The organism is Streptomyces sp. NBC_00016 (assembly GCF_045040885.1).
GTDB lineage: Bacteria > Actinomycetota > Actinomycetes > Streptomycetales > Streptomycetaceae > Streptomyces > Streptomyces coriariae.
This window is the reverse complement of record NZ_CP108304.1, coordinates 1,628,361-1,649,165: the sequence shown is the minus strand read 5'-3', so window position 1 is coordinate 1,649,165 and position 20,805 is coordinate 1,628,361. Positions and strand designations below refer to the sequence as shown.

At 70.6% G+C, this 20,805-nt stretch carries 18 protein-coding genes and 2 pseudogenes; 18 read left to right on the top strand and 2 right to left on the bottom strand.

Annotated elements, in window-relative coordinates; translation table 11 throughout:
- Positions 1-74: 74 nt before the first annotated feature.
- Positions 75-2,543 (top strand): excinuclease ABC subunit UvrA, encoded by a 2,469-nt coding sequence (uvrA, locus tag OG933_RS07435; protein WP_405626059.1) that lies wholly within the window; start codon positions 75-77, stop codon positions 2,541-2,543.
- Positions 2,544-2,959: 416 nt separating this feature from the next.
- On the opposite strand, the gene OG933_RS07430 is transcribed toward uvrA, so the two are convergent.
- Entirely contained in the window at positions 2,960-3,409 is a 450-nt protein-coding gene (locus OG933_RS07430; RefSeq protein ID WP_362519121.1) for a DUF1931 family protein, read from the bottom strand.
- A 665-nt stretch (positions 3,410-4,074) separates the two neighbouring features.
- On the opposite strand from OG933_RS07430, the gene OG933_RS07425 reads away from it, so the two are divergent.
- Positions 4,075-5,499 carry an NAD-dependent succinate-semialdehyde dehydrogenase gene (locus tag OG933_RS07425; protein WP_405626056.1) on the top strand — a complete coding sequence of 475 codons (1,425 nt, stop codon included), beginning with the start codon at positions 4,075-4,077 and terminating at the stop codon, positions 5,497-5,499.
- A gap of 67 nt (positions 5,500-5,566) precedes the next feature.
- Positions 5,567-5,761, top strand: a pseudogene (locus tag OG933_RS07420) (hypothetical protein); the annotation flags it as partial.
- A gap of 15 nt (positions 5,762-5,776) precedes the next feature.
- Here OG933_RS07420 and OG933_RS07415 read toward each other — a convergent pair.
- Positions 5,777-7,564 (bottom strand): PucR family transcriptional regulator, encoded by a 1,788-nt coding sequence (locus OG933_RS07415; RefSeq protein ID WP_405626054.1) that lies wholly within the window; start codon positions 7,562-7,564, stop codon positions 5,777-5,779.
- A 219-nt stretch (positions 7,565-7,783) separates the two neighbouring features.
- On the opposite strand from OG933_RS07415, the gene OG933_RS07410 reads away from it, so the two are divergent.
- From OG933_RS07410 to OG933_RS07340, 15 genes and pseudogenes are all read left to right on the top strand, one after another.
- The gene (locus tag OG933_RS07410) at positions 7,784-8,266 is read left to right on the top strand and encodes a general stress protein (RefSeq protein ID WP_405626051.1); all 483 of its coding nucleotides are present in this window, start codon (positions 7,784-7,786) and stop codon (positions 8,264-8,266) included.
- A gap of 52 nt (positions 8,267-8,318) precedes the next feature.
- Complete coding sequence (gene dnaK, locus OG933_RS07405) at positions 8,319-10,217, top strand: molecular chaperone DnaK (RefSeq protein WP_405626049.1); 1,899 nt, start codon at positions 8,319-8,321, stop codon at positions 10,215-10,217.
- An 8-nt stretch (positions 10,218-10,225) separates the two neighbouring features.
- A complete protein-coding gene (locus tag OG933_RS07400) occupies positions 10,226-10,834 on the top strand; it encodes a nucleotide exchange factor GrpE (protein WP_362519139.1) in 609 nt (202 codons plus the stop codon).
- Between the two features lie 6 nt (positions 10,835-10,840).
- Positions 10,841-11,791 (top strand): DnaJ C-terminal domain-containing protein, encoded by a 951-nt coding sequence (locus OG933_RS07395; protein ID WP_405626047.1) that lies wholly within the window; start codon positions 10,841-10,843, stop codon positions 11,789-11,791.
- Positions 11,791-12,198, top strand: coding sequence for a chaperone modulator CbpM (locus OG933_RS07390; protein ID WP_405626045.1), 408 nt, complete (start codon positions 11,791-11,793; stop codon positions 12,196-12,198). The genes OG933_RS07395 and OG933_RS07390 overlap by 1 nt, the downstream gene beginning before the upstream one ends.
- Positions 12,189-14,828: an ATP-dependent chaperone ClpB gene (clpB, locus tag OG933_RS07385; protein WP_362519148.1), complete on the top strand. Its 2,640-nt coding sequence runs from the start codon at positions 12,189-12,191 to the stop codon at positions 14,826-14,828. Before OG933_RS07390 ends, clpB begins: the two co-directional genes overlap by 10 nt.
- Positions 14,825-15,271 carry a thioredoxin gene (gene trxA / locus OG933_RS07380; protein WP_362519150.1) on the top strand — a complete coding sequence of 149 codons (447 nt, stop codon included), beginning with the start codon at positions 14,825-14,827 and terminating at the stop codon, positions 15,269-15,271. The genes clpB and trxA overlap by 4 nt, the downstream gene beginning before the upstream one ends.
- A gap of 5 nt (positions 15,272-15,276) precedes the next feature.
- Positions 15,277-15,540 carry a UBP-type zinc finger domain-containing protein gene (locus OG933_RS07375; protein ID WP_362519153.1) on the top strand — a complete coding sequence of 88 codons (264 nt, stop codon included), beginning with the start codon at positions 15,277-15,279 and terminating at the stop codon, positions 15,538-15,540.
- Complete coding sequence (locus OG933_RS07370; RefSeq protein ID WP_405626041.1) at positions 15,540-17,354, top strand: FAD-dependent oxidoreductase; 1,815 nt, start codon at positions 15,540-15,542, stop codon at positions 17,352-17,354. The genes OG933_RS07375 and OG933_RS07370 overlap by 1 nt, the downstream gene beginning before the upstream one ends.
- A 182-nt stretch (positions 17,355-17,536) precedes the next feature.
- Positions 17,537-18,217: a hypothetical protein gene (locus tag OG933_RS07365; RefSeq protein WP_405633269.1), complete on the top strand. Its 681-nt coding sequence runs from the start codon at positions 17,537-17,539 to the stop codon at positions 18,215-18,217.
- Between the two features lie 22 nt (positions 18,218-18,239).
- On the top strand, positions 18,240-18,632 hold the full coding sequence (locus OG933_RS07360) for a DUF2267 domain-containing protein (protein WP_405626039.1): 393 nt from the start codon (positions 18,240-18,242) through the stop codon (positions 18,630-18,632).
- Between the two features lie 96 nt (positions 18,633-18,728).
- Positions 18,729-18,947 carry a hypothetical protein gene (locus tag OG933_RS07355; RefSeq protein ID WP_405626037.1) on the top strand — a complete coding sequence of 73 codons (219 nt, stop codon included), beginning with the start codon at positions 18,729-18,731 and terminating at the stop codon, positions 18,945-18,947.
- Positions 18,948-19,019: 72 nt separating this feature from the next.
- Positions 19,020-19,224: pseudogene (locus OG933_RS07350) on the top strand (nucleotidyl transferase AbiEii/AbiGii toxin family protein); the annotation flags it as partial.
- Positions 19,225-19,741: 517 nt separating this feature from the next.
- Positions 19,742-20,161 (top strand): aspartate 1-decarboxylase, encoded by a 420-nt coding sequence (gene panD / locus OG933_RS07345; RefSeq protein ID WP_020127501.1) that lies wholly within the window; start codon positions 19,742-19,744, stop codon positions 20,159-20,161.
- Positions 20,162-20,199: 38 nt separating this feature from the next.
- Complete coding sequence (locus tag OG933_RS07340) at positions 20,200-20,547, top strand: GNAT family N-acetyltransferase (RefSeq protein ID WP_020127502.1); 348 nt, start codon at positions 20,200-20,202, stop codon at positions 20,545-20,547.
- Positions 20,548-20,805: the final 258 nt, after the last annotated feature.

The window sequence follows — 20,805 nt, the reverse complement described above, 5'->3', positions numbered from 1 at the left end:
CGACGCTCGTGTGAGCGGGGCCCGGTGACGGCGCCTGTCGCGCGGTTCCCGGCGCGATCAGGTAATCAGGAACGGTGACCAAGGACGCGACCGACCCCTTCGTGCATGTCAGGGGTGCCAGTGAGAACAACCTGCGGAACGTCGATGTCGACGTTCCGCGGGACGCGATGGTCGCCTTCACCGGCGTCTCCGGCTCGGGCAAGTCCTCGCTCGCGTTCGGCACGCTCTACGCGGAGGCCCAGCGGCGCTACTTCGAGTCCGTGGCACCGTACGCCCGAAGGCTGTTGCAACAGGTCGGCGCACCGCACGTACAGGAGATCACCGGACTGCCACCGGCCGTGGCCCTGCAGCAGCGACGCGGGTCGCCCAGCTCGCGCTCGACGGTCGGCACCATCACCACGCTGTCCAATCTGCTGCGCATGCTGTACTCCCGCGCCGGCACCTATCCGCCCGGGGCCGCACGGCTGGAAGCCGAATCGTTCTCACCCAACACCGCGGCCGGCGCCTGCCCGGAGTGCCACGGACTGGGCGTCGTGCACGACGTCGCCGAGGACCTGCTCGTCCCGGACCCCTCGCTGAGCATCCGCGAGGGGGCGATCGCCGCCTGGCCGGGCGCCTGGCAGGGCGCCAACCTGCGCAGTGTCGTGAACGGCCTGGGGATCGACATCGACCGACCGTGGCGCAGGCTCAGGAAGAAGGACCGGGACTGGCTGCTGTACACGGACGAGCAGCCCTCCGTGTACATCGAGCCGGAGGAGGACCGCGTCGACTACGGCTACCAGGGCAAGTTCTGGAGCGCCCGCAAGCACGTCATGCACGTCCTCGCCGACTCCAAGAGCGAGAAGATGCGCGAACGGGCGCTCCGGTTCGTCAGGAGTGTGCCCTGCCCCGAGTGCCACGGCAGCGGACTGCGGCCCGAGGCGCTCGCCGTGACCTTCGCCGGACGTTCCATCGCCGAGATCAATGCGATGCCGCTCGCCGAGGTCGTGGCGCTGCTGCGGCCTGTCGCGGGGCGGTCCGAGGCCGGCGCCACCACGTCGACCGCCCGATCCGGGGAGACGACCGAGGTCGCGGTCCGGATCTGCGGCGATCTGGTAGCGCGGGTCGACGTACTGCTCGACCTGGGCCTCGGATATCTCAGCCTCGGGCGCCGCTCGACGACCCTGTCGCCCGGCGAGGCGCAACGCCTGCGGATCGCCACCCAGCTGCGCTCGGGGCTGTTCGGCGTCGTCTACGTCCTCGACGAGCCCTCCGCGGGCCTGCACCCGGCTGACGCGGAACCGTTGCTGGACGTGCTGGACCGCCTCAAGGCGGCGGGCAACTCGCTGTTCGTCGTGGAGCACGACATGGATGTCGTACGGCGGGCGGACTGGGTGGTCGACATCGGCCCCGGCGCGGGCGAGGGCGGCGGACGCGTGCTGTACAGCGGCCCGGTCGCCGGTCTTGAGCGGGTCGGGGAGTCGGCCACGAGCCAGTACCTGTTCGGGCGTGCCCAGCCGCTCGATCACCGCCCGCGCGCACCGCACGGCTGGCTGCACCTGAGCGGCGTCTCCCGCCACAACCTGAACGACGTGTCCGTCGACGTACCGCTCTGCGTACTGACGGCGGTGACGGGTGTGTCCGGTTCCGGAAAGTCGACGCTGGTGACGCAGGTGCTCGCCGAGGTCGTCCGCGGCCACCTCGGACTCGCACCCGAGGAGCCCGACGAGGCGCAGCTGGAGGTCGACGTCCAGGACGCGTCGGGGGTCGAGTCGTTCGACCGGCTGGTCCGGGTCGACCAACGGCCCATCGGCCGGACTCCCCGGTCCAACCTGGCCACGTACACGGGGATGTTCGACGCGGTGCGCAAGCTGTACGCGGCGACGGACGAGGCCAGGGCGCGCGGCTACTCGGCCGGGCGGTTCTCCTTCAACGTGCCCGAAGGGCGGTGCGAGACCTGCCAGGGCGAAGGATTCGTCGCGGTGGAACTGCTGTTCCTGCCCGGCACCTACGCGCCGTGCCCGACCTGCGAGGGCGCCCGGTACAACGCCGAAACGCTGGAAGTCACCTACCGCGGCAGAAACATTGCGGAAGTGCTGGGGCTGTCCGTCGACGCCGCCGCCGAGTTCCTGTCCGCCGTCCCGGCCGCCTCCCGGAGTCTGGAGACGTTGCGCGAGGTGGGACTTGGGTACCTGCGGCTGGGCCAGCCCGCGACGGAACTCAGCGGTGGTGAGGCTCAACGCATCAAACTGGCCACCGAACTGCAGCGAGCCCGCCGCGGGCACGCGCTCTACCTGCTGGACGAGCCGACGGCGGGGCTGCACCCCTCGGACATCGCGCTGCTGCTGCGGCAGCTGCACCGGCTCGTCGACGCCGGCAACACGGTCGTCCTCGTCGAGCACGACCTGGACACGATCGCCACCGCCGACTGGGTCATCGACCTCGGGCCGGGCGGCGGCGACGCGGGCGGGCGGGTGGTCGCGGCGGGCCCGCCGGCCAAGGTGGCGAGGGCCCGCCGCAGCGCCACCGCGCCCTATCTCGCGGCCCGGCTCGCGCGCTCCTGACGACGGCGCGAAAGGCTGAGCACCGGTCAGCCGGGTTCGGGCGCATGGTCGCGCGCATTTCCATGCTGCGTTCCGATCTGTGACGGACAGCGCTCGCGAGGTGTCCCGTCTGGGCCCGTTCCCTACTCGACGGACATGTCCCGCCACGGAACACCGGTACGGACCCGGCATCGTATGCCGTCGGTCAACTGCCGCCGAGGCCGGACAGACGGCCGCCCATCCCTGGCACCCCTTCGGCAACGACAGCTTCAGTACCGCGCAATGCTCGTCACCGGACCGGGGACTGCAAGGCCCGGCCGAAGGCGCACGAGCGCCTGCGGCGCGGTCCGGGGCTCGGTGAAGGTTCCCGGTCTCCACCTTCCGCTCCCCGTCCGGCATCTCTGTTCCGTCCGGCGACATGCACCGGGGCGCGACTGCTACAGCAGCCGGTCGAACACCGCGGTCACACCCTCCCAGTGACTGGTCTGCGGGTTCTTGACATCCGGATACATGATTTTGAACGTCTCGGCGAGGGCGACGCTGAGACCGCCGATGATCTCGGGGTAGCGCTCTTCAGCCTCCTGGGTGGGTGTCCTGTCCAGGGGAGGGTGCGTGGCGAGCTGTTCCAGGATCGGCTTCAACTCGACCTCCTCGTCGAGCCGCCGGAACCGGTGGATGCTCTCCTGGAGGCCCTTGGTGATCGGTACATCCCACGGTTCGACGGTATCTCTGCCGTTGGCCTTGGCCGACGCCTGGCCGACGACCAGGAGGTCGTAGAGCTTGGCGTCGACGAAGTCGCCGTACCGCTTCAGGTCGTTCTTGTCCACGTCGAGGCTTGCGGCAGCGCGGAAGAACCTCTCGAACTTCGACACACCCATCACGGTCATGCCTCTCGCCTCCTCACCGGAACGGACGGCGTCGTTCGCTCCCGCCCGCGCCGCCATCGGCTGTTACCCGGTCGAGATTCGCAGAGCCCCCTGCTGAGCGCCTCCGCACCCCAGGCCGAAAAAGGGCACCCCCTCTTCCCCTGGCAGAGCAGCATGAAGTGCGCAGGCATCCCTCGGACGGCCGTGCGGCCGTCCGTCCGCAGGAGGCTGCACGGCGTTGCACGACGAGCGGGGGCGCGCCAGCCCGGTGACGACCGGGCCGCGGCCCGGACGTCACCCGTCGGTGGTGTCCGGCCCTCGGCGTTCGCCTGGCTCCGGGGCGGACCGGGCTCGGCCACCAGCACGACGCGCACGGATCTGCTGGAGGACGTCTCGGGCCCGTCAGCCGTGTGCACCTCACGCCATGGCGGCCGACGAGGGGCCTGATCCGCGGGCGTCACCCACCGTGCCGTGCGTCCCCGGCGGGCACGCAGCGTCCGGGGCGATGCCGATGTGACGCGGGCGGCGTGCTGAAGACTTCGAGGTCACCCGGCGGATGGAGGGACTGGGAGAAGGCCAGCGTCTCGAGCGTGGCCCAGGTCAGGCCGAGCCACGGCAGAGATACCGGCAGGTGTGAGCGGGCCCTGGCGTGGAAACCCGAGGAGCCCCGACTCCAGGGAGGCGCCATGGACGCCAATGTCACTGCCCAGGGAAGCCCCATCGCCACGGTCAATCCGTACACCGGTGAAAGGGTTCGGGAGTTCCCGGCGCTGAACTCGGAGGACGTAGGGCGCGCGATCGACGCGGCGCATCGTAGCTTTCCGATTTGGCGTGCCCGGTCGACGGGCGAGCGTGGGGCCTTCGTGCAACGCGCCGGCCGGCTCATGAGGGAGCGCAAGGAGGAATTGGCGCGGCTGCTGACCCTTGAGGTCGGCAAGTTGATCAACTCGAGCCGTGCAGAGGTCGACCTCGCGTCCGACATCCTCACCCACTACGGCGAGCACGGCCCGGAGCTGCTGGAAGAGCGACCCCTGCCGGTGCCCGAGGGCACGGCCGTGCTGGTGAACGAGCCGCTCGGCGTCCTTCTCGGTGTGATGCCCTGGAACTTCCCGCTGTACCAGGTGGTCCGATTCGCGGGTCCGAACCTCGTCCTGGGCAACACGATCCTGCTCAAGCACGCCAGCAGTTGCCCCCAGTCCGCACTGGCACTCGAGCAGCTGTTCACGGATGCGGGTGCACCGGCCGGGGTCTATACCAATCTCTTCGTGCGGGGCAGGGACGTCGGGAAGATCATCGATGACTCGCGTGTGCGGGGAGCTTCACTGACCGGAAGCGAGCGGGCGGGCGTGAGCTTGGGCGAGATCGCCGGCCGCAATGTCAAAAAGTCCGTCCTCGAGCTGGGTGGCAGTGATCCCTTCGTCGTGCTGGACGCTCACAACCTCCAGCGCACCGTGTACGCCGCGTTCCTCGGCCGGATGGGCAACACCGGGCAGTGCTGCGTGGCGGCCAAGCGCTTCATCGCCCTTGCCGACGTCTACGACGCCTTCCTCACCGGGCTGCGTGACCGGATGAGCGAGGCGCAACCGGGAGATCCGATGGACCCCGCCACGACGCTCGGCCCGCTGTCCTCCGAGGCCGCGGCCGAACTCCTGATGGAGCAGGTCCGTGACGCGGTGGACAAGGGAGCCACGGCGGTGCTGGGCGGCGGGCGGCCCGACCTGCCGGGCGCCTTCGTCGAGCCGACCGTCCTCACCGACGTCACACCGGACATGCGGGCCTACCGGGAAGAGCTCTTCGGCCCCGTCGCCGTGGTCTACCGGGTCGAGGACGAGGACGAGGCCGTGGCATTGGCCAACACCTCCCCCTACGGCCTGGGAGGCGCGGTCTTCGCCGCCGACCCGGAACGTGCTCGCGGGGTCGCGGACCGGCTGGAGGCGGGCATGGTGTGGATCAACCACCCGACCGCGTCCCGACCGGAGCTGCCCTTCGGTGGCATCAAGCGCTCCGGCTACGGGCGCGAACTCGGCGACGCGGGCCTCGTGGAATTCGCGAACCGCAAGCTCGTGCGCTACGTGGACGCCGACGCCCCGATCGAAGAGGTGCTGGGCTGACCTGCGATCCGGTCGGCCGCGTTCGACGGATGCCGACCGGCAGAGGCTGAAGCGCTCCTTACCGAGGAAGGGACAGCTCGATCTCCAACAGCACCGAGGGCGCACGCCCGGCCGGGTCGTCGCCCGCGTCATGCAACGAATCCTCGCGATGACGGCCGTGATCCGGCACAACGACGCTCGACCGGATCGCCGTCGGCCGTCCGGCATCCACAGGGTGGGCAGATGCTCCTCCGCCGCCCGGCCACCCACTGCAGCGCTGTAGCGTTCCAGCGAGGTATCAGCCGAGTCCGCCCAGCATGATCTTCCACACTCGGGTCGCCACTTGGAGGTTGAGCCGGTCCTCGACGTTCGCGAGGTCGTTGCCGCTGATGTCGCGGATGCGCTGAAGCCGATAGCGCAGCGTGCTGCGGTGGATCGCGAGGGATTCGGCGGTCTCGTCGTAGTTGCCGCCGCAGTCGAAGTACCGGGCCAGGGTCTCCACCATGGTCGCGTGGTGCCGGGAGTCGTAGTCGATGAGCTGCCCGAGCCACTCGCGGACGAACGTCTCCAGTTCCCGGTAGTCATGGCCAGGTCCCAGAATGCGGTAGAGGCCGAGGTCGTCGAAGAACGTCGTGCCGTAGCGCTCGCGAGAGTGGCGGCGCACTTCCAGGGCGCGCTGCGCCTCCTCGTAGCGGTGGGGAATGTCGGCCAGGGAGTCGGAAGGAGCGCTCACCCCGATCGTCCCGGACCGTGTCCCGGTCTCCCGGGCGAGGGCCTCGTACAGCGCGCGGGTGTGTGGCCTGTCGTTGGCGACCAGGACCACGTGGTCGGAACGCCGGGTCAGCAGCGAGCGCATGCCCACGGCAGAGGCCGCCCGGCCCACGGTCTGCGCGAAGGAATCGTCCGCAGTCCGGTTCGACCACTGCACCACGACGACGTAGTGGCTGCGGTGCAGGTCGTACCCGACTGCCTCGGACCGGGCGTAGGCGCTCGCCTCGTCCGTCCCTGCCAGGAGGTCGTCGACCAGCTCGCGGTGCAGCCTCAGCTCCACTTCGGCCAGATTACGCAGGTGCGCCAGCTCCAGGGAGAGCGACGTGGCGGCGTGTTCCAGCGCGAGCAGGGTGTGCTCGTCGGCCTCGTCCCGGACATCGACCAGGGCCAGCACGCCCAGGATCTCGCCGTGCGGGCGGACCAGGGTGATCAGCCGATTCTTTATCCGCACCGGCCCGACCTCCCGGGCGACGACGTACAGCATCTCGTCCTGGCGCATGGGGTCCGGTTCCGGATAGGGGTCGGGGCGGCCGGGGCCGGTCCAGGACCTCAGCCGACCGAAGCGGTCCTCGACCAGCGCGGGGAGTCCAGTGAGCCCGTGCAGTGCGCGGGTGATGGCTTCCTCGCCGCCGCTCGAAGCAGCGGCGTCGGCCATGAGCGCGTGAACGGCCCGCTGGTAGCCCCGCTCGGCCACGACGGAGATCAGCCGCCCCTGGAGGGCTGTGCGTTCGTCCCTCAGCCGGTGCAGTTCCAGCGTGTCCTCGTGTTGGCGGCGGTGTGCGAAGGCGACTGACAGTGCAGCGGCGGTGTGCTGGACGATCGTGGCGAGCAGGGATCGCTCGGCCGCGGTGGGCCGGGAGCGGGACGTCACCACGAGATAGCCATGGAGTTCCTCAAGTCCGCGTAGCCCCAGGGCTCGGCCCCAGGGTCTGCCGGGTACGGTCACGGGGCCGTCCTGCCCTGCCAGCTCCCGCACCCTCCGGCCCACGGCCGAGGCATGCGTCTGCCTGTTCCTCGGGCTGGGGACCAGGTCGCCGCCCACCTTGAGGTATCCGGCCTCGGCGCTGTACGGCCCCGCGGCGGCTATGTGGTTCATGGCCAGGCGCAGGATCTCGCTTTCGTCCGGGGTGTCGAACAGGGCGCTGGAGAGAACCATCAGGTCGTGCAGGGCATGGGCGGGCGTGGGAGCGGGTGGGCGGGGCCCTCTCCGCGCGGCCACGGGGTGCCGCCCGCCGCTGCCCTGCGGGAGGCTGCCCTCCCGGTCGGAGCGGCGGCGGTACAGGCGGTACAGGTCGTGCGCCCGGCTGCCGGCCATGGGGTCACTCCGTTCTCCCGCGCCTGTAGGGAGGTGATCGGTGCTCCGAGTACCCGCCGGCAGGCCGCTCATCCGAGATGTTCGGATTGTCCTTTCGTACTCGTGGGGCGACCGGACCCGTGTATTTCTGCCTCGCCAGGCGCAGGCGCGGAGCCACGCGGCTCGCCACTCTGGGGGTGTTCGAGAACCTCCGTGCGCACCGGCAGGAAGGGCGGGGCGATGACAGAGCATTATCGCAGGCCGGTTGCCTCGTACAAGACGTACCGGGAAGCCGAACGCGCCGTTGACCACCTCTCTGACCACGAGTTTCCCGTGGAGAGGGTGGCGATCATCGGCGAGGACCTGCGCCTGGTCGAGCAGGTGACCGGCCGGATGGACTACGGCAGGGCCGCCCTTCACGGAGCGGCGAGCGGTGCGCCTCCCGGTGCCCTGATCGGCTGGCTGTTCGGCCTTGTGAACTGGCTCGACCCCGTCGTCTCCGCCCTGCTCCTCGCCCTGTACGGGCTGATCTTCGGAGCGATCGTCGGCGCGCTGTTCGGCATGCTGCTGCACACCCTGCAGGGGGGTCGCCGGGATTTCGTATCGATCCGCTCGATGCAGCCGAGCCGGTACGAGGTCGTCGTGGACGAGCAGGTCGCCGACGAGGCTGTGCGGCTGATCGGCGGGCTGCAGACCACCGGCGGAGGTCCCACCCGTACCTGAACGAACGTGATCCGCAGAGTCGGCGCAGGCGCCGTACCGGGAGGAGTTCCCCATGGCCAAGGCAGTGGGCATCGACCTGGGCACCACCAACTCGGTGATCGCCGTGTGGGAGGGCGGCGAGCCGTCCGTCGTACCCAACAGCGAGGGCAACCGCACGACACCGTCCGTGGTGGGCTTCACCGACACCGGGGAACGTCTGGTGGGCCAGCTGGCCCGCCGCCAGGCCATTCTCAACCCCAAGGGCACCATCTACTCGGCCAAGCGGTTCATCGGCCGGCACTTCGACGAGATCTCCGAAGAGGCCAGGGCGGTGGCGTACGACGTCGTCGAGGGCGACGGCGGGGCCGCCCGCTTCAAGGTGCGCGACAAGCTGTACGCGCCTGAGGAGATCAGTGCACAGGTGCTGCGCAAACTCGCCGACGACGCCTCCAAGCAGCTGGGGGAGCGGGTCACGGAGGCGGTCATCACGGTGCCCGCCTACTTCAACGACGCTCAGCGCACCGCCACCAAGGACGCCGGACGGATCGCCGGACTGGAGGTGCTGCGGATCATCAACGAGCCGACCGCGGCCGCCCTCGCGTACGGCATGGACAAGAAGGAGCACGAGACCGTCCTCGTCTTCGACCTGGGCGGCGGCACCTTCGACGTGAGCATCCTCGACGTCGGCGACGGCGTGGTGGAGGTGCGCTCCACCGCCGGTGACAGCCACCTGGGCGGCGACGACTTCGACCGGCGTCTGGTGGATCACCTCGCGGACGACTTCCAGAAGGAGAACGGCATCGACCTGCGCAAGGACCCGCAGGCGCTGCAACGACTGTTCGAGGCGGCGGAGAAGGCCAAGACCGAGCTCAGTTCGGTGACGCAGACGCAGGTCAACCTGCCGTTCATCACCGCCGACGCCTCGGGCCCCAAGCACCTCACCGACTCGATCATGCGGTCCACGTTCGAGCAGATCACCGGCGACCTGGTGGAGCGCTGCCTGGGACCGGTGCAGCAGGCGATGACCGACGCCAAGGTCGGCGACAGCGACATCGACGAGGTCATCCTCGTAGGCGGTTCCACCCGTATCCCGGCGGTGCAGGCTCTGGTCCGTCGGCTGACCGGTGGCAAGGACCCCAACATGAGCGTCAACCCCGACGAGGTCGTGGCCCTGGGCGCCGCGATCCAGGCCGGGGTGCTCAAGGGCGAGGTCAAGGACGTCCTGCTGCTCGACGTCACCCCCTTGTCGCTGGGCGTGGAGACGCGCGGCGGAGTGATGACGAAGATCATCGAGCGGAACACCACCATCCCGGTGCGCCGCAGCGAGACCTTCTCCACCGCCGAGGACAACCAGCCGGCCGTCGATGTGGTGGTCCTCCAGGGCGAGCGCGAGCGGGCCGCCGACAACCGGGTGCTGGGCCGGTTCCAGCTCACCGACATCCGGCCGGCGCCGCGGGGCGAACCGCAGGTCGAGGTCATCTTCGACATCGACGCCAACGGCATCCTCAACGTCAAGGCCCGCGACCGGGACACCGGCAAGGAACAGGGCATCACCATCAGCGAGAGCTCCAACCTGGACCGCGGTGAGGTCGAACGCATGGTCCAGGAGGCCGAAAGCAACCGGGGCCAGGACCAGGCACTCCGCGAGGCCGTCGACGCCCGCAACGAACTCGACGCCGTCGCGTACCAGGTCGAGAAGCGTCTCGCCGAACTGGGCGACGCAGCACCCGCGCACGAGAAGGCACGCGCCGAGATGCTCGTGACCGACGCCCGGGCGGCGGTCAAGGAAGAGGCGGGCGTGGAGCGCGCGCGGCCCCTGACCTCCGAACTCCAGCAGGTGCTCGCGGGGCTGACGGCCCATCAGGGCGCAGGCGCCACGGGCGACGGTCCCGGCCAGGACGCCGCCGGCGGTCCCACGAGCGGCGGTGGCGGTGACGATGATGTCATCGACGCCGAGTTCGACAAGGGCTGAGGCGCGCCATGCCCACTCACCCCCAGGAACCCGACCGGGCCACGTCGGATCCGGTCGTACCGGCGCCGGAAGGCGCCGGACGCCCTCCGCGCGGGGATCTGCCCCAACCGGGCCCGCCCCGGTCCGAAGCGGCGAGCGGCGAACCGGGACCCGACGCCGCCGGCCCCGCGCGTGCCGAGGACGAGTACACGACCGCGATCCAGGAACTGGAGGACCGCTGGCGGCGCGCACTCGCCGACCTCGACAACCTTCGCAAGCGTCACGCCAGGGAACTGGAGCGCGAACGGGCGGTGGAGCGGTCCCGCACGGCGGCCGCCTTCCTGCCCGTCCTCGACAACCTCGAACTCGCCCTGACCCACGCGGGCGCCGATCCGGGCGCGATCGTGGAGGGCATCCGGGCCGTACGCGACCAGGCGGTGAACGTCCTCGAACTGCTCGGCTACCCGCGGCACGCGGAGACCGGCGTCGCCTTCGACCCGGCCCGGCACGAGGTGGTCGCTGTCGTCCAGGACCCCGACGCCCCACCGGGCACGGTCGTCGAGGTGCTGCGCCCCGGCTACGGGGACGGCGAACGACAGCTGAGGCCCGCGGCCGTGACGGTCGCGAAGCGGGAGTGACCGGTCATGGCACGGGACTTCTACGAGGTGCTGGGCGTCTCGCGGACCGCGAGCCAGGACGAGATCCAGCAGGCATATCGCAAACTCGCCCGCAGGCACCACCCCGACGTCAACAAGGATCCCGGGGCGGAAGAGCGCTTCAAGGACCTCAACGAGGCATACAGCGTCCTGTCCGATCCCAAGACCCGAGCCCGCTACGACCGCTTCGGCGAGGATTTCCGCAAGATCCCGGAGGACTACGACGAACGGGTCGCGGCGGGAGCGGGCGGCGGCTTCCGCGGCCGGAGGACCGCAGGCGGTGGCGGTCCTCGTGTCCGGTACGCCACCGGCTTCGGCGACGACTTCGGCGCGGAGGGCATCGACATCGAGGACCTGTTCGGCTCCATGTTCGGAGCCGGCGCCGCCCGAGGCGGCGTCCCCGGAGCGGACCAGGAGGCGGAACTGCCGCTCACCGTCGAGGAGGCGTACCGAGGCGGCCGTCGCACCGTCACGCTCGCCGGTCCCACCGGGCAGCCGCGGCGGTACGAGGTCGACGTGCCGCCGGGCGTCACCGACGGGCAGCGCATCCGGCTGGCGGGTGAGGGCGGCCAGGGCAGTGGTGACGCCGCCGCGGGCGACCTGTACCTGCGGGTGCGTGTCCAGCCCCACCCCCGGTTCCGGCTGGACGGCCGTGACGTGCACGTCCAGGTCCCGGTCACCCCCTGGGAGGCGGCCCTGGGCGCGACCGTGCCGGTGCCCACGCCCGGCGGTGGCACGGCCAAGGTCACGGTGCCCGCGGGCTCGTCCAGTGGCCGGCGGCTGCGGCTGCGCGGCGAGGGCATGCCGAACCCGCGGGGCGCGAACGGCGATCTGTACGCCGAACTCCGCGTCATGGTGCCGCCCACCCTCGGCGACCGGGAGCGCGAACTGTTCGAGGAGCTCGCCGCCACTTCCCCGTTCGACCCCAGGAGGACGTGATGAACGACCGACCCGCGGGAGCGGCAGGCATCGGCCGGGCCGGCGTGGGCGCCCGTCCGGTGCGGACGGGCGCCGACCTCACCGCCTCGACGGCTGTCCGGTACGCGCTCGTGCCCATCCCCAGGCTTTCCCTGGCCGCCGTGGCCCTTCGCTCGGGCCTCCACCCCGATCTGATCCGCCGGTTCGTCGCCCTCGGCCTGGTCGACGCCGAACGCGACTCGGCGGGGCGCCTGGTGTTCGACCCCACGGCCCCGGCGGTCCTCGCCCGCATCCAGCGGCTGCGCACCGGACTCTGCCTCAACTACGCATCCATCGGCCTGGTGCTCGACCTGCTCGACCGCATCAGTCTGCTCGAATCCGCCCTGCGCGGCCGCGGCACGAGGAGTGAAACACCCCCATGGACATGAACCGTCTCACCCAGAAGTCCCAGGAAGCCCTCCAGGAGGCCCAGACCGCGGCCGTCGGCATGGGGCACACCGAGGTCGACGGGGAACACCTGCTGCTCGCGCTTCTCGATCAGGAGGACGGTCTGATCCCGCGGTTGCTGCAACAGGCCGGCACCGAGCCGAAGGAACTGCGCGCTGCCGTGCGCGAGGAACTCTCCCGCCGCCCGAAGGTCACCGGCCCCGGCGCGGCACCCGGCCAGGTCTTCGTCACCCAGCGCCTCGCCCGCCTGTTCGACGCCGCCGAACGGGAGGCCAAACGCCTCAAGGACGAGTACGTGTCCGTGGAACACCTCCTGCTCGCCCTGGCTGAGGAGAGCTCTTCGACGGCCGCCGGGCGCCTGCTCAAACAGGCCGGCATCACCAGCGACTCGTTCCTGAGCGTGCTCACCCAGGTCCGCGGCAACCAGCGCGTCACCTCCGCCAACCCCGAAGTCGCCTACGAGGCTCTGGAGAAGTACGGTCGCGACCTGGTCCTGGAGGCTCGGTCCGGGCGGCTGGACCCGGTCATCGGCCGTGACGCGGAGATCCGCCGCGTCACCCAGATCCTCAGCCGCAAGACCAAGAACAACCCCGTCCTCATCGGCGACCCCGGCGTCGGCAAGACCGCCATCGTCGAGGGCCTGGCCCAGCGCATCGTTCGCGGCGACGTCCCCGAGGGCCTGCGCGACAAGACGGTGTTCGCCCTCGACATGGGCTCCCTGGTCGCCGGCGCCAAGTACCGCGGCGAGTTCGAGGAACGCCTCAAGGCCGTGCTCAGCGAGGTCAAGGCCGCCGAGGGACGGATCCTGCTCTTCGTCGACGAGTTGCACACGGTCGTCGGCGCGGGCGCCGCCGAAGGGGCCATGGACGCGGGCAACATGCTCAAGCCGATGCTCGCCCGCGGCGAACTCCACATGATCGGCGCCACCACCCTCGACGAGTACCGCAAGCACATCGAGAAGGACGCCGCCCTCGAACGCCGCTTCCAGCAGGTCCTGGTCGACGAGCCGAGCGTGGAGGACACCATCTCCATCCTGCGCGGACTGCGCGAACGCCTGGAGGTCTTCCACGGCGTGAAGATCCAGGACACCTCGCTGGTCGCGGCGGCGACGCTCTCCCACCGCTACATCACCGACCGTTTCCTGCCCGACAAGGCCATCGACCTCGTCGACGAGGCCTGTGCCCGGCTGCGTACGGAGATCGACTCCATGCCCGCCGAACTCGACGAGATCACCCGCCGGGTGACCCGCCTGGAGATCGAGGACGCGGCCCTGTCCAAGGAGACCGATCCCGCCAGCAAGGCCCGCCTGGAGGAGCTGCGCAGGGAACTGGCCGACCTGCGCGGCGAGGCCGACGCCAAACGCGCCCAGTGGGAGGCCGAACGGCAGGCGATCCGCCGCGTGCAGGAACTGCGCCAGGAACTGGAGCAGGTCCGCCACGAGGCGGAGGAGGCCGAACGCGCCTACGACCTCAACCGAGCCGCCGAACTCCGCTACGGCCGACTCCAGGACCTGGAGCGCCGACTCGCCGCGGAGGAGGAGCAACTGGCCGCCAAACAAGGGCAGAACCGGCTGCTGCGCGAGGTCGTCACCGAGGAGGAGATCGCCGAGATCGTCGCCGCCTGGACCGGCATCCCCGTCGCCCGCCTCCAGGAGGGCGAACGCGAGAAACTGCTGCGCCTCGACGAGATCCTGCGCGAGCGCGTCATCGGCCAGGACGAGGCCGTCCAGCTCGTCGCCGACGCCGTCATCCGCGCCCGCTCCGGCATCCGCGACCCTCGCCGCCCCATCGGCTCGTTCATCTTCCTCGGCCCCACCGGCGTCGGGAAGACCGAGCTGGCCAAGACCGTCGCCCGGACTCTGTTCGACTCCGAGGAGAACATGGTCCGCCTCGACATGAGCGAGTACCAGGAGCGGCACACCGTCAGCCGGCTCATGGGCGCACCACCCGGATACGTCGGCTACGAGGAAGGCGGCCAGCTCACCGAGGCCGTACGCCGCAAGCCGTACTCGGTCGTGCTGTTCGACGAGGTCGAGAAGGCGCACACCGATGTCTTCAACACCCTGCTGCAGATCCTCGACGACGGTCGCATCACCGATGCCCAGGGCCGCACCGTCGACTTCCGCAACACCGTGATCATCATGACGTCCAACATCGGCTCCGAACACCTCCTCGACGGCGCCACAGCCGAAGGCGAGATCAAGCCCGACGCCCGCGCCCTGGTGATGGGCGAGCTGCGCGGGCACTTCCGCCCGGAGTTCCTCAACCGCGTCGACGACATCGTGCTGTTCAAACCGCTCGGCGAGCGGCAGATCGAGCGGATCGTGGAGCTGCAGTTCGACGAACTGCGGCAGCGGCTCGCCGAACGCCGCATCGCCGTCGAACTCACCCCTGCTGCCCGGGAAGTGATCGCCCATCAGGGCTACGACCCGGTGTACGGGGCCCGGCCGCTGCGCCGCTACATCTCCCACGAGGTCGAGACGCTGGTCGGACGCGCCCTGCTGCGCGGCGACGTCCAGGACGGCGCGACGGTCCGCGTCGATGCCGAGCACGGAGAGCTGGTGGTCACCTACGACCAGCCCGAGGACGTGAAGGGAGCGCGGGCGGCATGAGCACGATGCAGGCGACGACCGTCAGTTGTCCGAACTGCGGGCGCACCAACCGGGTGCCCGCGGCCGCGGAGGGCCGCCCCAAGTGCGGCCACTGCAAGCAGCCCCTGCCGTGGATGGTGGACGCGGGCGACGACGACTTCACCGAGGTCGCCGAGCGGGCCGACGTCCCCGTCGTGGTCGACCTGTGGGCCACCTGGTGCGGCCCCTGCCGCATGGTCAGCCCCGCGCTGGAGAAGGTCGCCACCGATCTCGCCGGCCGCATCAAACTCGTCAAGGTCGACATCGACAAGAACCCGCGGCTTTCGCAGCGTTTCGAGGTCCAGGCGGTACCGACACTGCTCGTCCTCGACCAGGGCGAGACGGTCGCCCGGCAGGCGGGGGCGGCGCCCGCCCCCGCTCTGCGCCAGTGGGTGGAACAGTCGATCACGGCCCGGGAAGGGTGATCCGGATGACCCTGCACGCAGACCCCCACCTCGCGCTTGTCCGGCCGGTCCGGCCGCTGACCCCACAAGGGTGTCAGGAGTGTTTGCTGCTCGGGTCCCCGTGGGTCCACCTGAGGCTCTGCCTGACCTGCGGGCACGTCGGCTGCTGTGACTCCTCGCCGAACAAGCACGCGCGCAGGCACGCGGCTGCCGACGCCCATCCGATCGTGCAGTCGTTCGAGCCCGGCGAGGACTGGCGCTGGTGCTACGTCCACGAGGCGTTCGTCTGATGTCCGGCGACCAGTCGCTGCCGGGCGAAGGACCGGTGCCGGAGGAAGCGGACGAGGCCGCCTTCTGGGAGACCCCGGACGTCTACGGCGCGTATCCGCGCCTTACGGAGGACCAGATAGTACGTCTGGCGGAGCACGGGGAACGCCGGAGCATGGCTTCGAACGAGGTGCTGATCCAGGAGGGGGAGCGCTGCGACACGTTCTTCGTCGTCCTCAGCGGTACCGTCGCCGTCGTCGAGGACCACGGCACTCCCGAGGAGCACGTGCTGCGCGTGCACGGCCCCGGTCGCTTCATCGGCGAACTCGGGCTGCTGCACGGACAGGTGGCCTTCTACACCGCTGTCGCCAGGGAGCCGGGCGAGGTCCTCGTCGTCTCCTTGGACCAGTTGCGCCACCTGGTGTCCCAGGACTCCACCCTCGGGGACGTCGTGCTGCGCGCCTGTCTGGGCCGTCGCGCGCTGCTCGTCGGGCAGGGCGCCGGCTTCCGTGTCATCGGCTCGCGCTACTCGCCCGACACCAGGCGGCTGCGCGAGTTCGCCATCCGCAACCGGCTGCCGCACCGCTGGATCGACCTGGAGACCGACGAGGAGGCCGAGGACCTGCTGCGCCGCTTCGGCGTCGGCCCGGAGGAGACACCACTCGTCATCTGGCGGGACACCACCCTGTTGCGCAACCCCGGCAACGCGGAACTGGCCCGGCTCATCGGCCTGCCGTCACTGCCCGCCGGAAGCCGTTACGGCGACGTCCTCATCGTCGGCTCCGGACCCGCCGGCCTCGCCGCCGCGGTGTACGCCGCCTCCGAGGGACTGAGCACCACCGTGGTGGAGGCGATGGCCACCGGAGGCCAGGCCGGCACGTCGTCCCGCATCGAGAATCTGCTCGGTTTCCCCGCCGGCATCTCCGGCGCCGAACTCACCGAACGCGCCGTGCTCCAGGCCGACAAGTTCGGGGCCAGGATCAGCATTCCGGTGGAGGCGACCGCTCTCCATCCCCAGGACGAGGACCACTACGTGGTGGCGTTCGCCGACGGCAGCGAGATCGCCGCCCGCGCCGTCGTCCTGGCCACGGGTGCCCGCTACCGCCGGCTCCAGGTGCCCGGCATCGAACGCCTGGAGGGAACGAGCGTCCACTACTCGGCGACCGTCTACGAGGCCCAGCAGTGCCGCACCGACCCGGTGGCAGTCGTCGGCGGAGGCAACTCGGCGGGCCAGGCGGTGCTGTTCCTCGCCGGGTACGCGCCGAAGGTGCACCTGCTGGTCCGAGGACCCAGCCTTGAGGCCAACATGTCCCGCTACCTGGTCGACCAGGTCGAGCGCCATCCGCGGGTGGAGGTCATGCTGCACACCGAGGTCACCGAGGTCATCGGCCAGGAGGTGCTGGAGGAGCTCGACGTGGTCGACAACCGCACGGGCGGGCACCGCCGGCTCGCGGTACAGGGCCTGTTCGTCTTCACCGGCGCCGCCCCCCACACCGAGTGGCTCGCCGGCATCCTCGCCCTCGACTCCCGCGGCTTCGTCCTCACCGGTCCGGAGGCCCAGGAAGCCTGCGCCCACCCCGAGGTGTGGCACGGTCGCGGGCGCTCGTGCATGACCCTGGAGACCAGCCTGCCCGGGGTCTTCGCGGTAGGGGACGTCCGCAGCGGCTCGGTGAAGCGGGTGGCCTCGGCGGCCGGTGAGGGCGCGATGGCCATCCACTTCGTGCACCGGCACCTGGGGCACTCGGCCGCACCCGGCACCACGGGCACGTCCGCTGCCGCGGACGGCTCGGACGTCTCCGCACGCCTACGTCACAAGGAGTCCGCATGGCTCGCATGACGAATGGCGGGCGATGAGATCACGAGAAGGAAGAAGGAGGCGATGGCGATGGCCATGCCCGTCCGGCGCCACCGCGGTGGCGGTCTGCAGGAAAGGCCCGTCTGGGCACCCACCCCTCTCAATCCCCCGAGTACCGTTTGCGCCCGCCCGGAGAGTTGGACACCCACAAGGTCAAGGCTGAGATGCAGGACGGAGTGTTCAGCATCACCGTCCCCAAGGCCGACGTCGCAAAGCCGCGGCACGGTCGAGATCAGCGAGACGAGCGCAGCCACCGAGAGCAGCGGCTGAGACGCGAGCGCCGCGGTTCCGGGCACCCCTCCGGCACTGCGGCCGGGCCGGCGAGGCCGGCTCGACACCCCTCACGGCGGCGGAGACGCGCTACGTGGCTCCCCACTGTCGGTGGTTCTTCCTGCCGGTCTCGCCGGCCTTCTTCGTGGCGTACGCGGGAGCGAACTCTCCTGTCCGATGGTGCGCGAGGTCTGAAAATCGCCGCCCGCACCGCCCGCCGCCGGGAGCAGGAGTGCGCCGGAGCCCGCCGCTACCGCCCGGGCACCGGACCGGGCGGCACCCTTGTACTCGCCGAGGACGGCCGGCACCGCGGGCACGGCAAGGGGTACGTCCGCCATGGCCGAACAAGCCTCGACGACGAGACCGAGCAGATGATCCACGCGCTCCAAGAAGCCGGCTCGACGAGCGGCGACCGACTCGATCAGGCCGTGGGCGGCCGTTCCCGGCGCCCCGGGCGCTTCCGCCGTGCCCTGAGTGTGTCTCGGGCCAAGGGCCTTGCGAACGGCAGCCACGCGCCGGCGGACGGACCCGGCCGGCCCGACGGCGCACCCGGCGACCCCCATGGCCAGCGGTGACCAAGGCAGAAGGAAGTCAGCTATGAAATACGACGGATTTCTCGCCCGTGTGCGCGAGCGAGGCGAATACAACGACCAGGACGAAGCCGCGGACGTCACCAACGCCGTGCTGGAAGTGCTGGCCCAACGGATCAGTCCGGGAGAGGTCAAGGACCTCGCCTCACAGCTGCCCGGCCCGCTGGGACAGGTTCTTGACCATGCCACGCCGCAGCAGGCGCAGGGCTTCGGGATCGAAGAGTTCTACCGCCGGGTCGCCGAGCGCACCCACGCCCGGCCGCGTACGGCGCAGTGGGACGCCAGCGCGGTCCTGACCACCGTTGCCGACGCTGTCACCGGCGGAGAGCTGAATCAGATCCTCAGCCAGCTCCCCTCCAGTTACGCGGTCCTGTTCGGCAAGGCCGACCTCGCCGACTGAGCCCGTGAGGGCGGTGGTTGCCGAGCGTGATGATCGTCTGACAGTCCGGTGGTACGGATCTTCGTTGTGGGGGCTCAACCCGGCGCAATGCCGCACATGGACACGACGATCACCGCCCCCCCCCGCGCCGAGGTGCTGCGGGACCGCTTCCGCAGCCGACTGCCCGAGCGCTTGCAGGAGCTGGCCGGCCCCGTCGAGGGAGATGTGGACCTGCCGCTTCACATCGCCTGGTCCGGGCGGACGAGCTACAGCCTGGACCGTCCGAAGTCCCGCATGGGTGCTCTGCCGGACCGTCCTCGCCGAAGGACCGAGTGAGGACCTGGTGGCCCTCCTGCAGCACCGGCTGCTCACCGAGCTCCGCAGCGCTCCGGCCGACACGACCGCCGCGTGAAGCTCGCTCCGCTCCACGAGCGTCTCCTCGCAGACATCCTCGACCTCGGCTCCGCCTGCCCCTCTGGTCCTCACCGGCGGATACGCCGTGCAGGCTCACGGCCTGGTCGAACGCTTCAGCCGTGACCTCGACGTCGCCACCGAGATCCCCGCTCCGGTGCAGGAGCTCGTCGCCTCACTCACAAGGTCTGCCACTCGGCGTCGTCGAGGGCGGCGTCCCAGGGCTGGATGAACATGCGGGGTCCTTCCGGCGGGGTGTGGGGCCACCAGTCAGAGCACCCCCGTATGGTCTGATCGACGACCAGACCGGTTGGGTCGCCGCTGCCGCTCGGGTGCGACGACCGGCGATGGGCTGCTCCGGCCGAATTTGGGGCGAAAGACGAGGGGCCTGGCCGGCTGACCCATGGCGGCGCGTGGTCCGACTTCCGGGCGAGCGCCTTCGCTCCTGACTGCCGTCCAGACGTCCGCGTGACGGTGATCACGGACGTCCTTCGGGGGGTGCTGCGTAGGCTTGGGTCATCGCCGCGGTGGGGTCCGCGAGAGTGGGCGAAGCCCTCCTCCGGCCACCTGGCGGGGCGTCAGGGAAGTCGGCAAGTGGTCAGCATGAGTCCTGAAAGACCTGGGGACAGCTGCCCGGAAATGCGACTCGTTGTAGGATGTGGAAACAGCCCTTGACCTGCAAGAACGCAGGCAGGGAGCCTACCTGTGGGAGTGCCCCGATGTTGCGCACCATGTTCAAGTCCAAGATCCACCGTGCCACCGTCACCCAGGCGGACCTGCACTACGTGGGATCGGTGACCATCGACGCCGACCTGCTGGACGCCGCCGACCTGCTGCCGGGGGAGCTCGTCCACATCGTCGACATCACCAACGGTGCGCGGCTCGAGACGTACGTCATCGAGGGCGAGCGCGGCTCGGGGGTCGTCGGTATCAACGGGGCCGCCGCCCATCTCGTGCACCCCGGCGATCTGGTGATCATCATCAGTTACGCTCAGGTGACCGACGCCGAGGCGCGGGCCCTGGAGCCGCGGGTCGTGCACGTGGACCGTGACAACCGGATCGTGGCCCTCGGAGCGGACCCGTCGGAGCCGGTACCGGGCTCCGACCAGGAGCGCAGCCCGCAGGCGGTGTCGGTCTGACCGCAGCAGCCCTCGCACGCATCGCACCGGGAGTGCCCATGAGCGACATCGAGATCCGCGACGACCGGGCGGCGGGCCGCCTGGAGGCCCTCGGCGACGGCGGTGAAGTCGTGGGCCGCATCGAGTACTTCGTCCTGGAGTCGCCCGCGCCCGCCCTGGTGCCGGTGCACACCGTCGTCGAGCCCGCCCACGAGGGCAAGGGCATCGCCGGGTCGCTCGCGCGGGAGCTGTACGCCGCCTCCGGGCGCGAGGGCATCCCCGTGGCGCCGCTCTGCCCGTACGTCGTGAAGTGGGCCGAGCGTCACCCCGACGAGGCTCCGGCCGCCGACCCCGAGCTGCTGCGCGCCGCCAAGGACTGGCTGCGCGCGCACCCCGGCCGTTTCTGAGCGACGTGCCCGCGGCGCCTCGCCGACGGGAGCCGGCCGGGTGAGCCCACCCGGGTGAGTGGCCGCGGCCGCCCCGGGTACGCGGGGGATGAGTCCAGAGCCAAGGCTCGCAACTGGCCGGAGGACACCATGACGAACCCGTACGCCGACCCCGTCCACCCTGATCCCGTCCAGCCCGGACCGCCGCCGGGGCCGGTCCCGGGCCCTCCGGAGCCGTTCCCCAGCCCGGTGCCCGTTCCCGAGCCGCCGCCGGGTCCG

What these genes read in the sequence shown, in the direction of transcription:
- OG933_RS07340 (WP_020127502.1), top strand. Translation starts at nt 20,200, where the DNA reads ATGAGCGACATCGAGATCCGCGACGACCGGGCGGCGGGCCGCCTGGAG.
- OG933_RS07430 (WP_362519121.1), bottom strand. Translation starts at nt 3,409, where the DNA reads ATGACCGTGATGGGTGTGTCGAAGTTCGAGAGGTTCTTCCGCGCTGCC.
- OG933_RS07395 (WP_405626047.1), top strand. Translation starts at nt 10,841, where the DNA reads ATGGCACGGGACTTCTACGAGGTGCTGGGCGTCTCGCGGACCGCGAGC.
- OG933_RS07400 (WP_362519139.1), top strand. Translation starts at nt 10,226, where the DNA reads ATGCCCACTCACCCCCAGGAACCCGACCGGGCCACGTCGGATCCGGTC.
- OG933_RS07390 (WP_405626045.1), top strand. Translation starts at nt 11,791, where the DNA reads ATGAACGACCGACCCGCGGGAGCGGCAGGCATCGGCCGGGCCGGCGTG.
- OG933_RS07370 (WP_405626041.1), top strand. Translation starts at nt 15,540, where the DNA reads ATGTCCGGCGACCAGTCGCTGCCGGGCGAAGGACCGGTGCCGGAGGAA.
- trxA (WP_362519150.1), top strand. Translation starts at nt 14,825, where the DNA reads ATGAGCACGATGCAGGCGACGACCGTCAGTTGTCCGAACTGCGGGCGC.
- OG933_RS07375 (WP_362519153.1), top strand. Translation starts at nt 15,277, where the DNA reads ATGACCCTGCACGCAGACCCCCACCTCGCGCTTGTCCGGCCGGTCCGG.
- clpB (WP_362519148.1), top strand. Translation starts at nt 12,189, where the DNA reads ATGGACATGAACCGTCTCACCCAGAAGTCCCAGGAAGCCCTCCAGGAG.
- OG933_RS07415 (WP_405626054.1), bottom strand. Translation starts at nt 7,564, where the DNA reads ATGGCCGGCAGCCGGGCGCACGACCTGTACCGCCTGTACCGCCGCCGC.
- OG933_RS07360 (WP_405626039.1), top strand. Translation starts at nt 18,240, where the DNA reads ATGAAATACGACGGATTTCTCGCCCGTGTGCGCGAGCGAGGCGAATAC.
- OG933_RS07410 (WP_405626051.1), top strand. Translation starts at nt 7,784, where the DNA reads ATGACAGAGCATTATCGCAGGCCGGTTGCCTCGTACAAGACGTACCGG.
- dnaK (WP_405626049.1), top strand. Translation starts at nt 8,319, where the DNA reads ATGGCCAAGGCAGTGGGCATCGACCTGGGCACCACCAACTCGGTGATC.
- OG933_RS07355 (WP_405626037.1), top strand. Translation starts at nt 18,729, where the DNA reads ATGGACACGACGATCACCGCCCCCCCCCGCGCCGAGGTGCTGCGGGAC.
- panD (WP_020127501.1), top strand. Translation starts at nt 19,742, where the DNA reads ATGTTGCGCACCATGTTCAAGTCCAAGATCCACCGTGCCACCGTCACC.
- OG933_RS07425 (WP_405626056.1), top strand. Translation starts at nt 4,075, where the DNA reads ATGGACGCCAATGTCACTGCCCAGGGAAGCCCCATCGCCACGGTCAAT.
- OG933_RS07365 (WP_405633269.1), top strand. Translation starts at nt 17,537, where the DNA reads ATGCAGGACGGAGTGTTCAGCATCACCGTCCCCAAGGCCGACGTCGCA.